This window comes from Streptomyces aurantiacus JA 4570 (assembly GCF_000414115.1).
Lineage (GTDB): Bacteria > Actinomycetota > Actinomycetes > Streptomycetales > Streptomycetaceae > Streptomyces > Streptomyces aurantiacus_A.
Map to the genome: position 1 here is coordinate 1 of NZ_AOPZ01000020.1, position 11,954 is coordinate 11,954.

General features: G+C 73.6%; 11 protein-coding genes and 1 pseudogene. 9 read left to right on the top strand and 3 right to left on the bottom strand.

Features of this window, described 5'->3' with window-relative positions; all coding sequences use genetic code 11:
- Window positions 1–169: pseudogene (locus tag STRAU_RS43410) on the top strand (M56 family peptidase); the annotation flags it as partial.
- Between the two features lie 80 nt (window positions 170–249).
- On the opposite strand, the gene STRAU_RS03130 reads toward STRAU_RS43410, so the two are convergent.
- Window positions 250–705, bottom strand: a complete 456-nt coding sequence (locus STRAU_RS03130) for a tellurite resistance TerB family protein (protein WP_016638777.1) — start codon at window positions 703–705, stop codon at window positions 250–252.
- A 126-nt stretch (window positions 706–831) separates the two neighbouring features.
- Between STRAU_RS03130 and STRAU_RS03135 the strand changes: the two genes are divergently transcribed.
- A complete protein-coding gene (locus STRAU_RS03135; protein WP_016638778.1) occupies window positions 832–1,524 on the top strand; it encodes a hypothetical protein in 693 nt (230 codons plus the stop codon).
- A gap of 51 nt (window positions 1,525–1,575) precedes the next feature.
- Here the strand turns inward: STRAU_RS03135 and STRAU_RS03140 are convergent, their stop codons facing one another.
- Window positions 1,576–2,235 (bottom strand): 4'-phosphopantetheinyl transferase family protein, encoded by a 660-nt coding sequence (locus STRAU_RS03140; RefSeq protein WP_016638779.1) that lies wholly within the window; start codon window positions 2,233–2,235, stop codon window positions 1,576–1,578.
- 145 nt (window positions 2,236–2,380) lie between these two features.
- Between STRAU_RS03140 and STRAU_RS03145 the strand changes: the two genes are divergently transcribed.
- The 4 genes from STRAU_RS03145 to STRAU_RS03160 all read left to right on the top strand — a co-directional run bounded on the left by STRAU_RS03145 (window position 2,381) and on the right by STRAU_RS03160 (window position 7,194).
- Window positions 2,381–3,007: a YigZ family protein gene (locus STRAU_RS03145; protein ID WP_016638780.1), complete on the top strand. Its 627-nt coding sequence runs from the start codon at window positions 2,381–2,383 to the stop codon at window positions 3,005–3,007.
- 95 nt (window positions 3,008–3,102) lie between these two features.
- On the top strand, window positions 3,103–5,463 hold the full coding sequence (locus STRAU_RS03150; RefSeq protein WP_037657259.1) for an FHA domain-containing protein: 2,361 nt from the start codon (window positions 3,103–3,105) through the stop codon (window positions 5,461–5,463).
- A gap of 22 nt (window positions 5,464–5,485) precedes the next feature.
- Complete coding sequence (locus STRAU_RS03155; RefSeq protein WP_037657261.1) at window positions 5,486–6,175, top strand: hypothetical protein; 690 nt, start codon at window positions 5,486–5,488, stop codon at window positions 6,173–6,175.
- Entirely contained in the window at window positions 6,175–7,194 is a 1,020-nt protein-coding gene (locus STRAU_RS03160) for a serine/threonine-protein kinase (RefSeq protein WP_016638783.1), read from the top strand. The genes STRAU_RS03155 and STRAU_RS03160 overlap by 1 nt, the downstream gene beginning before the upstream one ends.
- On the opposite strand, the gene STRAU_RS03165 is transcribed toward STRAU_RS03160, so the two are convergent.
- Complete coding sequence (locus tag STRAU_RS03165; RefSeq protein ID WP_037657263.1) at window positions 7,191–8,492, bottom strand: streptophobe family protein; 1,302 nt, start codon at window positions 8,490–8,492, stop codon at window positions 7,191–7,193. The two genes, STRAU_RS03160 and STRAU_RS03165, sit on opposite strands and share 4 nt — an antisense overlap.
- Window positions 8,493–8,718: 226 nt before the next feature.
- Here STRAU_RS03165 and STRAU_RS03170 point away from each other — a divergent pair, with 226 nt between their 5' ends.
- From STRAU_RS03170 to STRAU_RS03180, 3 genes are all read left to right on the top strand, one after another.
- Entirely contained in the window at window positions 8,719–9,918 is a 1,200-nt protein-coding gene (locus STRAU_RS03170; protein WP_063890318.1) for a DUF6777 domain-containing protein, read from the top strand.
- Between the two features lie 126 nt (window positions 9,919–10,044).
- Window positions 10,045–11,211, top strand: a complete 1,167-nt coding sequence (locus tag STRAU_RS03175; protein WP_016638787.1) for an exonuclease SbcCD subunit D — start codon at window positions 10,045–10,047, stop codon at window positions 11,209–11,211.
- The coding region (locus STRAU_RS03180) for an AAA family ATPase (RefSeq protein WP_037657265.1) at window positions 11,208–11,954 on the top strand (747 nt) is incomplete at its 3' end. The genes STRAU_RS03175 and STRAU_RS03180, both read left to right, overlap by 4 nt.

Below are 11,954 nucleotides of genomic sequence, written 5' to 3' on the forward strand. Positions count from 1 at the left end.
CGCGGCCCTGCTCGCCCCGGCGCCCGCCGCCCGCACCCGGCCCTCGCTGTTCACGTCGGTGGGCCTGGCGCTCTGGGGCGCGGCGTGCGGCACCGCCGTGTCCGCGATGTCCTCGGCGAACGCGACGGTGACGATGGTGCTCGTCCTGCGGGCGGCCACCCCGCTGTGAGGGCGGCCCGCCGTGAGGCGTGACGGCTGCCTCGCGATGAGGCGTGAGCCGTCAAATCCCCCGCGATGTGGCGTGAGCCCTCAGAGGTCGAACTCGTGCGGCGGCAGGTCCAGCGCGAAGCACGCCTCGCGCACCACGGCCTGCTCGTCCTTGTCGAAGTCGCCGTCGGCGCCGCCGATGACGATGCCGATCTGGATCACCGCGCGCGCTTCGGCCGGCTTCTTCTTGGCCTTCGCCACCTCCTGCAACACGCTCACCTTGCCGAACGCGAAGTCGGCCGTCAGCTTGTCCACGTTGGCGTCGAAGCGGCGCCGCAGGTCGTCCGCGTCGAAGTTCCGCAGCACCTCGTTCGTCGCGATGAGCTGCGCCACCCGCTGCCGCTCCGCCGCGTCCACGGTGCCGTCGGCGGCCGCGACGAGCGCGCACATCGCCATGGAGGCGTCGCGGAAGGCCCCGCTCGTGAGGTCGTTCTTCTTCGCCGTCAGCTGCGCCTGCATCGTCGACGCGGATTCCTTCAAGCGGTCCCACAGGGCCATGGAAAAACTCCATCAGTTGTTGCCAGCCAGTTTCTACAGCACTGTAGAAACTAACATCCGAAGCATCCCGACCAAAAAGGACCGAAAGGTTCGGTAGGTGTGGACGCGCGTGGAAAGGCTGCCCTCATGACACCGACGCCCCGCGAACGGCTGGACAGCACGGCACACGGACTGCTGGAGGACGCGACCGCGCGACTCGCCCCGAAGCCGCACACCAACCCCTTGGTCCCGCTCGTCGCGGACGGCCGGGCCGACCGGCGCGCGCTCGCCGCGCTGGCCCTGGAGCAGTGCCGGATCATCCCGGCCGACCGCCGCTCCTTCCTGCACCTGGCCGCCCGCTCCGGCGACACGGGCATGCCCGCGTGCGCCGCCTTCTTCGGCGCGCTCGCCGAGGGGGAGACGGTGGCGCTCGACCGGCTCGGCCCGCTGCTCGCGGCGTGCGAGGTGAGCGCGGAGCAGGCGGCCGCGTACGTCCCGATGGCGGGCTGTCAGGCATATCCCGCGTACGTCGCGTGGCTGGCCCTGAACGCCGAACCCGCCGACGCGGTGCTCGCGCTGACCGCCAACTTCGCGGCGTGGGGCGGCTACTGCGCGATGCTCGCGGAGGCGCTGCGCGCGCGGTACGGCTTCTCCGCGGATGCCTGCGGCTTCTTCGACTTCTTCGCCGGGCCCGCGCCGGACCTCGACCGCGCGGGCCTGGCCGCGCTCCAGGAGGGCATCGACCGGGAGCGCGTCACGCCCCCGACGGCACTGCGGCAGGGGCGGCTGCTCCAGGACTACGAGGAGATGTTCTGGGGGAGCCTGGCCGGGCTGGCGTGAACCGCCGTGCGGCCGGGCGCCGTCGGGGTGCTCGCCCCCGGACGGGCGGCCCTACTCCGCCCGCAGCACGATCGCCGTCACGAGGACCCCGTCCCGTACCAGCCACGTACCGGAGAAGCCGGTGAGCTCGGAGCCCGCGACGACCGGACCCTCCACCAGGAGCTTGGCCGTGAACGTGCCGTCGGCGTGGATGTCCAGGTGCGCCTCCTCGAAGCCGAGCCAGCGCTTGGCGAGCGGGAACCACGCCTTGTAGACGCTCTCCTTGGCGCTGAACAGCAGCCGGTCCCACGGGACGGCGGGCTGCTCGACGGCGAGCGCGGCCAGCGTCGCGCGCTCCGTCTCGTCGCTCACCAGGTCCAGGACGCCGGGATCCGACAGCGGCTCGGCGGGCTCCGCGTCCACGCCGACCGAGATGACGGCGGCGGGGCGGGCGACGACCGCGGCGCGGTAGCCCAGGCAGTGCGTCATGCTGCCGACGATGTCCTCGGGCCACAGCGGCTCGCCCTTGTCGCCGCGCAGGATGGGCGCGGGCGGCAGACCGACGCGGGCGAGCGCGATGCGGGCGCAGTGCCGCGCGGTGGCGAACTCGCGCTGCCGCTTCGGCACGGCCTTCGCCACGTACGCGGCCTCTTCAGGGAACAGGACGGCGTCGGCCGGATCCTCGCGGGTCTCGACCACGAAGACGGGCTCCTCGGCCAGGAGCGCGCCCAATATGCCGGTCCCACCGGATACTTCGTCCACGGACTTCGAAGGTGACGTCACGGTCGATCACTGTACCGGCGGCTCGCGCCACGCGGTCCCGAAGGCCCCGGCCGGCGGCGAAGGACCGGGTGAGCCGAGCGCATAGGGTGGCCTGATGCAGGACGAGTACCGCACAGTGGCCCGTGAGGGCGTGCACGAGACCGAGGTCAACCGCTCGCGCTTCCTGTGCGCGCTCGCGCCCGCCGCCACCGAGCGGGAGGCCCAGGACTTCGTCGCCCGCGTCCGCAAGGAGCACCCGACGGCCACGCACAACTGCTTCGCGTACGTCATCGGCGCCGACGCCTCCGTACAGAAGGCGAGCGACGACGGCGAACCGGGCGGCACCGCGGGCGTCCCCATGCTGCAGATGCTGCTGCGCCGCGACATGCGGTACGTCGTCGCCGTCGTGACCCGCTACTACGGAGGCGTCAAGCTCGGCGCGGGCGGGCTGATCCGCGCCTACGGAGGAGCGGTCGGCGAGGCCCTCGACGCGCTCGGCACCCGCACCCGCCGCCGCTTCCGGCTCGCCACCGTCACCGTCGACCACCAGCGCGCCGGCAAGGTCCAGAACGACCTGCGGTCGGCGGGGCGCGAGGTGCGCGACGTGCGGTACGGGGACGCGGTGACCATCGAGATCGGCCTTCCCGACGCGGACGTCGAGGTCTTCAAGGCGTGGCTCGCGGACGCCACCGCGGGCAGCGCGGCGTTCGAGCTCGGGGGAGAGGCGTACGGGGACGCCTGACGCCGGGGCGGGCCGGGCGGCCCGGCGGCCCGGCCCGCCCGAGGCATGCCCGACGACCCCAGGCGTGAATGCGTGCGAATAGGTAGAATTCAGGCATGGGAGAGCGGCCCGTGACGCCGACTGCGCCCGAACTCGTCCTCGAGACCGACACCGGCTCCACGGTGATGAGTCCGAGCCGGGACTATCACGTCGGCCGCGACCCACTGAGCGACATCGTCATCGACGACGCACGCGTCTCCTGGCACCACGCGGTCCTCCACGCCGAGCTCGACCACTGGACGATCGAGGACGAGCACAGCACCAACGGCACGTACGCCGACGGGCGCCGCGTCCACGAGTGCGGCGTCGGACCGGGCAGCGTCCTCCACTTCGGCAACGCCGCGGACGGCCCGCGCGCGGTGCTCGTCGGCCGCGCGCCTCCCGCGCCCGCCGTTCCCGAGCGCCCCTCCGCCGTCCGGGCGCCCTCGGCCACCGGCACCTTCCGGCAGCCGACGACCGTGCGCCCGCTGCCCGCCCGCACCGTCCGCATCGGCCGCGCCGCCGACAACGACCTGGTCATCGACGACCTGGTCGTCTCACGCCGCCACGCCGAGCTGCGGGTCCTCGCGGACGGCACGTACGAGATCGTCGACCTCGGCAGCCACAACGGCACCTACCTCAACGGCCAGCCGGTCGCCCGCGCCCCGGTCATGCCCGGTGACATCGTCGGCGTCGGCCACCGCGCGTACTGCCTCGTCGGCGATCAGCTGCAGGAGTACGTCGACACGGGCGAGGTGTCGCTCGACGTGCAGGAGCTGACGGTCGCCGTCGACCGGGGCCGCAAGACGCTCCTGGACCGGATCTCGTTCCCCGTCGGGGAGAAGTGCCTGCTGGCCGTCGTCGGGCCCAGCGGCGCGGGGAAGTCCACCCTCCTCAACGCCCTCACCGGCCTGCGCCCCGCCGACGACGGCACCGTCCTCTACGACGGCCGCGACCTCTACCGCGACTACGCCGAACTCCGTCAGCGCATCGGTCTCGTACCGCAGGACGACATCCTGCACGCCCAGCTCACCGTGCGCCGCGCCCTCGGATACGCCGCCGAGCTGCGCTTCCCCCAGGACACCGAGAAGGCGGAACGCCGGGCCCGGGTCGACGAGGTCATCCGCGAACTCGGCCTGGAGCAGCGCGTCGACCAGCCCATCCACAGCCTCTCCGGCGGACAGCGCAAGCGCGTGAGCGTCGCCCTCGAACTGCTGACGAAGCCGTCGCTGCTCTTCCTCGACGAGCCGACGTCCGGGCTCGACCCCGGCATGGACCGTTCGGTCATGCACATGCTGCGCGGCCTCGCCGACGACGGCCGGACCGTCATCGTCGTCACGCACAGCGTGCTCAGCCTCGACGTGTGCGACCGGCTCCTCGTGCTCGCGGCGGGCGGCAGGATCGCCTACTACGGCCCGCCGCGGGACGCGCTCCCGTTCTTCGGCTTCGAGCAGTGGCCCGAGGCGTTCGAGGCGTTCGAGGGGGACCGCGACCGGGACTGGGCGGGGGACTACCGGCAGTCGCCGCTGCACCAGCGGTACATCGTCAACTCCTCCGCGCAGCCGCACCTCCCGCCGGGCGCCGGGGCGGGTCCGGCGGCCGCCTTCGCGCCGCCGCCCAAGGCACAGAGCTGGGGGTCCCAACTGCGCACCCTGGTGCGGCGGTACGCGGCCGCCCTCGGTGCGGACCGGACGTTCCTCGCGATCATGATCGCGCTGCCGTTCGTGATGGGCGCGATGGCCCGCGCCCTCGCCGGGAGCAGGCTGACGCAGGAGACGGCGATGAACGCGCTGCTCATCCTCTGCGTCGGCGGAGTCCTGACCGGCGCCGCCAACGCCGTGCGGGAACTGGTCAAGGAGCGCGTCATCTACCGGCGTGAACGGGCCGTGGGGCTCTCCAGATCGGCGTATCTGATGTCCAAGGTCGTCGTGCTCGGCACCATCACCGTGCTGCAGGCCGTCGTGCTGACTTTGGTGGCCCTGCTCGGCGTCGACCTCAACGCGCCCGCGGGCGAGGGGGTGCTGCTGTCGCCCCTGGTCGAGATCACCGCGGCGGTGGCCCTGCTGGCCTTCACGGCCATGATGCTGGGGCTGCTCGTCTCGGCGCTGGTGCGCAAGGAAGAGGTGACGATGCCGCTGCTCGTGCTCCTCGCCATCGTCCAGGTGGTGTTCTGCGGCGCGCTCCTGAAGCTCCACGGGGTGCCCGGCGTCGAGCAGTTGGCGTGGCTCGTGCCCTCGCGGTGGGCACTGGGCGCGATGGCGGGAACCATCGGCCTCGGCCGGATCGTCCCGGGAGAGCTGACGGCCGATCCGCTGTTCCGGCACTCCGCGGGTGTCTGGCTGCTCAACATGGGCATGCTGGTGGCCCTCTCGGTCGTCTTCGGATACGTGCTCGCCAGGCTGCTGCGACGGCACGAACCCGCGGTCATGCGGAAGTAGCGAGCGGCGAGCTGGAGACCTGATGACCACTGCGGAGTTCCGCCCCACACATGTGGTCCCCCAGGACGGGCTGCCTGCCTGGGAGGCGCCGGACGCGCAGCGGCCGACGACGCCGCTCGACGCGCTGCTGCCCGTGCGGCTGGTCGACCGGCTCGGCGACTGGGGCCGGATCGTCTGCGCCAACGGCTGGTCGGCGTGGGTCGACGGCCGCCTCCTGGTCGCCGTGCCGCGCGATCCCCCGGCCGCGGGCCGCCCGCTTGCCCGTTCGGCGGACCCGCGCCCGCTCCTGGCGAGGTCCGAGGACGCACTGGCCCGCTACCGGCGCGCGGCGGAGGAACTGGCGGCCGGCGCGACGGACGGCGAGTCCTTCCGCCGCCGGACACACGGACTGCGCGTGGGCATGGTCGTGGACGGCGAGTCGGTGTGGCTCTACGACGCCGAACACGAGCGGTGGGTGTACTGCGACGGGACACGGCTCAGTACGTACGCGGCGGACGACGGGCCGAGCGTCCACGGCGGCGGTACGGAGGGGGCGCCGACGGACGCCGGACCGGCGGCCGGCGCGCGGACCGGGGCTCCGGAGCCGACGCAGGTGGTCGAGGCCGTCCCGGATCCGGGCCCTGCCCCCGATCCGTACGGCGAAGAACCCACCCGCCGTATCCCGCCGGTCACGGTCGACCCCGACCCGTCGGCCCGGCCCGGTGACGCCTGATGGGGACCGCGCCGCGCGACGCGCCGTCGGGCCACGGTCCGCACTCCGGGCGGCCCTCCGAGCTGGTCGGGAAGCAGATCGCGGGATACCGGGTCGAGAGCGAGATCGGGCGTGGCGGCATGGCCGTCGTCTATCGCGCCAAGGACCTGCGCCTGGACCGGACCGTCGCCCTGAAGCTGCTCGCCCCCGAGCTCGCACGCAACGACACCTTCCGGCGGCGCTTCACGCACGAGTCGCGCGTGGCCGCCGCGATCGAGCATCCGCACATCGTGCCGGTCTTCGAGGCGGGCGAGACCGACGGCGTGCTCTACATCGCCATGCGCTACGTTCCGGGGCTCGACCTGCGCCATCTGCTCGACCGCTCGGGCCCGCTGTCCGTCGGAGCCGCTCTGCGCATCGCCGCGCAGGTCGCCTCCGCGCTCGACGCGGCCCACGACCACGGCCTCGTCCACCGCGACGTCAAACCCGGCAACATCCTGGTGGCCAAGGGCACGGACAGCGACCACCCGGAGCACGTCTACCTCACGGACTTCGGCCTGACGAAGAAGTCCCTCTCGCTGACCGGGTTCACGACCGTGGGCCAGTTCGTCGGGACCCTCGACTATGTGGCGCCGGAGCAGATCTCGGGACGCCCCGTGGACGGCAGGTGCGATGTCTACAGCCTCGCCTGCGTCGTCCACGAGACCATGGCCGGCGGGCCGCCCTTCCGGCGCGACGACGACATGGCGCTGCTCTGGGCCCATCAGTACGACCAGCCGCCCCGCCTGACCGAGCAGCGCCCCGGCATCCCCGGAGCCCTCGACGGTGTCCTCGCGAAGGCGTTGGCCAAGAGCCCGGACGACCGGTACGGCTCCTGCCTGGAGTTCGCGGCGGCGTTGCGTGCCGCCGTGACGGGTGGTGCCCAGGGGCACCCTCCCACGCAGGTGGACGTCCAGGTGGTGGGTGCCTCCGCCGATCCGGGGGCGCCGCCGGAGCCGCCCCGCTGGGCGCTGCCGGTCTTTCGGCGGTTGCCGGGCTAGGGGCTGTCGTCCCCCACCTCGCCGCGCCGGTGGACCCGCCGCGCGAGCAGGCCGCCGATGAACCCGCTGACCAGGCCCCAGGCCACGGCGAGGAGCAGCGCGGGCCCGAGGTGCGGCAGCAGTTTCACGAGGCCGGACAGGCCGCCGCCGAGGTCTCCGATGCCCAGGAGCGACAGGCCGTACTTGGCGGAGACGCGGGCGAGCAGGCAGACGGCGAGGACGGTCAGGGTCAGCGCCACCGCCATGTGCACGGCGTGCTGCCGGGCCCGCATCCGGGCCGGCGAGCGTGCCGCCGTCAAGAACGCGGCCCCGAGGACCATGACCGCCGCGACGACCAGCAGCCACCACACCCGGCCGTCGTGTTCGGAGAGCGTCCGCAGACTGAGCGTGGAGTCCTTCGGCGTACGCAGCACGTCATCCAGCACGCGCGGCATGGGCAGACCGAACGGCCCGTCCACGCGGCCTTCCCAGGACGCGCCGAGCCCGAGGGTGAAGGCGAGCCAGACGAGGTTGGGCAGCCCGAGGAGCAGCACCGCGAAGGTCTCCGCGGCATGCCCCCGCGTCGCTGCCACGACCACGCCGATGACGAGCCCCAGGGCGACGTACCCGAGCAGCAGGACCACCATGGCGTAGGCCGCGGGACGTACCGACTCCTGGAAGCGCACCAGGCGGGCGGGGAGCGGCGCCGCGCGCGAGACCAGGAGTGCCACGGCGAGCACGCCCGCCAGCCACAGCAGGCCGAACACGAGGGTCAGCGGCACATCCGTCTCGAAACCGACCTCGGGCGAGGCACCCAGCACGTCACCGATGTCGGCCGTGGTCCCCTCCCCGAGCTCGATGGTGAACCGGTGGCGGGCCAGCAGCCCGAGGCCCACGAGGAACAGGACCCACAGCAGCGCGATCCGGGCGGCCCAGCCGGCCAGTTCCCTGGTGTCGGCGACGGCCCGGTGCCGCAGCGGCCTGAGGAATCCCGCGGCGATCACCAGAGCTCCGGCGAGGGTGACCGAGAGGGGGAGCACGGAGAGCCCCGCGTTCGTCTCGGCGATCGCCCCGGCGCCGCCGGACAGCCCGACGGTGCCGCCGGCCGCCATGACGACGACCGCGGCGACCACGCTGGGGAACGCGCCGCCGGGCAGATCCGCGGCCCCCGCGGCCCACAGTCCGAGCGCGGCGACGACGGCCATGACCACCAGCGCGGCGAGCACGGCGACGAAGGCGTGGGGCCAGCCGTGGGGGGCCGGCCGGCTCCCCGGCGCGCGCTGTGTGCCCGCCCGACCGGGCGGCGTCTGGTGACTCACGTTGTCACGCTAAGCAGCCCCGCGTCGGCCCGCCCCTCGGGAGGGCCGACCGCGTCGGCCGCTCGCGTCGGCTTGCGGGTCCTCGGGAATCGGCGCACACAATAGGCGCGTAACGGAACAAGACGTGCAGAACAGCGGAAAGCGTCAGCAGATCCGTACGTCGCAGGCCCCCCGCACGTCGCAGACCCCCGCACGTCGCAGTCCCCTACGCAGGGAAGAAGTCTTCGTGAGCGTCGAACCGCCGTCGTCAGATCGCCCCACAGGACCCCCCTCGGGCCCGCTCTCGGGCCCTTCGCAGCCGGGCGCCACTCAGCCGGGTGCGACCCCGCCCGGTGCGACGCCCCTGGCGGGCGGGGACCGGCCGTCGGGCCCGCCGGGCGGTCCGCCGAGCGGCGGCGGCCCGGGCGGAGGGGCGAACGGGCCGGAAGAGGGCCCCGGCGGGGGCCCGGAGCCGGAACGCCCCTGGTGGAAGTCGGCGCCGCGGGTGGCCGCCATCGCCCTGGTCGTCGTGGCCGCCGTGGTGCTGACCGTCGTCCTCACCCGGCCCGACGGCTCCGGCGACTCCTCGGAAGCAGGCGGCGAGGTCCTCCTCCAGCCAGCGGGGAAGTCCGGCCCCGACCCCTTCACCGAGTCGACGGCCCGGGACGACTCGGACTCCACACCGCCGCCCCCGAGCGCGCTGCCGAGTTCCTCGGCGTCGGCCAACGTGATCCGCGGCATCGACGGTGCCGCTCCCGGCCTCTACGGCGGGACACGCAAGGTCGGCAGCTGCGACGTGGAGAAGCAGGTCGCCGCCCTCAAGAAGGACCCGGCGAAGAACAAGGCGTTCGCCTCGGTCCTCGACATCGACGCGTCCGCCGTCCCCGCGTACCTGCGGGCGCTCACGCCCGCACAGCTGCGCATGGACACCCGCGTCACCAACCACGGCTACCGCGACGGCGCCCCCACCGGTTACCAGGCGGTCCTACAGGCCGGCACGGCCGTACTCGTCGACGACCGGGGCGTGCCGCGCGTGCGCTGTGCCTGCGGAAACCCGCTGCTGCCCCCCGTCGCGCAGAAGAGCACCCCGAAGCGGACGGGCGACGCGTGGCCCGGATACCGGTCGTCGAACGTCGTGGTCGTGGCGCCCGCCGCCCACGTCGTGAACGTGTTCGTCATGTACGACCCGAAGAGCGGCGAATGGTTCGAGCGCGACAAGGGCGACACGGGCACCGCCGACAAGGAGACGCAGCCGCCGGCGCACCGGCCGTCGCCGTCCCCGTCCCTGACCTTGTCCCCCTCTTCCTCCCCGTCCTCCGGTGAGCCGTCTTCCGGTGAGCCGTCCTCGTCGCCTGCCTCGTCCGCGCCGCAGTCACCCCCCTCGGAACAGGAGCAGCCGCCCGCCTCCGAGTCCCCGCAACCGCCGTCGTCGCCCGGCGCGTACTGAGGCTCGTGATCGAGCAGGTGCCGACAGGCGCTAGCGTGGTGGGTGCTGTCGGCGGGGCCCGTGCTGGGGCGGTCCTCGATCCGGGGCACAGGAGGGGAGAGCGAGCATGCGGGCCGGAGCGGCGTCTTGAGAATTCTGCACACTTCCGACTGGCATCTCGGCCGGGCGCTGCACCGGGTGAGCATGCTCGACGCGCAGGCCGAGTTCATCGGCCATCTCGTCACCACCGCCCGCGAGCACGCGGTGGACGCCGTCGTCGTCTCGGGAGACGTGTACGACAGGGCGGTGCCCCCGCTCGCCGCGGTCGAGCTGTTCGACGACGCGCTGCACCGGCTCGCGGACCTCGGCGTGCCCACGGTGATGATCTCCGGGAACCACGACTCGGCACGCCGTCTCGGCGTCGGCGCCGGGCTGATCGGCCGCGCGGGCATCCACCTGCGCACCGACCCGGCCGGATGCGCGGACCCCGTGGTGCTCACCGACGCCCACGGGGACGTGGCCTTCTACGGCCTGCCGTATCTCGAACCGGCCCTGGTGAAGGACGAGTTCGGGGTCGAGCGCGCCGGGCACGAGACGGTCCTGGCCGCCGCCATGGACCGGGTCAGGGCCGACCTCGCCGCGCGCGGCGGCGGCACCCGCTCCGTCGTCCTCGCGCACGCCTTCGTGACCGGCGGCGCGGCCAGCGACAGCGAGCGGGACATCACGGTCGGCGGCGTCGCCTCCGTGCCGGCCGGAGTCTTCGACGGTGTGGACTATGTGGCGCTCGGCCACCTGCACGGCAGCCAGGTCATCGGCGAGCGCGTGCGCTACAGCGGCTCCCCGCTGGCGTACTCCTTCTCCGAGGCCGACCACCGCAAGAGCATGTGGCTGATCGAACTCGGCCCCGCCGGGGAGCTGACGGCGGCCGAGCGGATCGACTGCCCGGCGCCCCGGCCGCTCGCCCGCGTCAGAGGCGCCCTCGACGACCTCCTTGCGGACCCGGACCTCGCCCGCCACGAGCAGGCGTGGGTCGAGGCGACCCTCACGGACCCGGTCCGCCCGGACGAGCCCATGGCCCGCCTCACCGAGCGGTTCCCGCACACCCTCAGCCTCGTCTTCGACCCCGACCGCGCCCCCGAGGACCCGGACGTGTCGTACGCCCAGCGCCTCAAGGGCCGCGACGACCAGCAGATCGCGGAGGACTTCGTGACCCATGTGCGCGGCGCGGGCCCGGACGAGCGCGAACGCGTCGTGCTGCGCGAGGCGTTCGACGCCGTCCGCACGGAAGAGACCGTGCACGAGGTGGCCCGATGAGGCTGCACCGGCTGCGGATCACCGCGTTCGGGCCGTTCGGCACCACCCAGGACATCGACTTCGACGAGCTGTCGGCGGCCGGGCTCTTCCTGCTGCACGGCCCCACGGGCGCCGGCAAGACCTCCGTCCTGGACGCCGTCTGCTACGCCCTGTACGGCTCCGTGCCAGGACCGCGCCAGGGCAGCGGCCAGGGCGCGACGCTGCGCAGCGACCACGCCCGGCCGGACACGCGCACGGAGGTGCGGCTCGAACTGACCGTGGCCGGACGCCGCCTGGAGATCACCCGGCAGCCGCCCTGGGCGCGCCCCAAGAAGCGCGGCACGGGCACCACGACGGACAAGGCGCAGAGCTGGCTGCGCGAGTACGCCCGCGGGGAGGCCCCCGACAGCGGCGGCACCGGAGCGCCGGGCAGCGGCGGCCCAGGAGGAGGCGGCTGGAAGGACCTGAGCCGCTCCCACCAGGAGATCGGTGAGGAGATCACCCAGCTCCTCGGCATGAGCAAGGAGCAGTTCTGCCAGGTCGTGCTGTTGCCGCAGGGCGACTTCGCGCGGTTCCTGCGCGCCGACGCGGAAGCCCGCGGCAAGCTCCTCGGCCGGCTCTTCGACACCCGCCGGTTCGCCGCCGTCGAGCAGCGGCTCGCCGAGCAGCGCCGCGCCGCCGAGGCCCAGGTGCGCGAGGGCGACGCGGACCTGCTCGCCGACGCGCACCGCATGCAGCAGGCGGCGGGCGCGGGGAGCGACGGC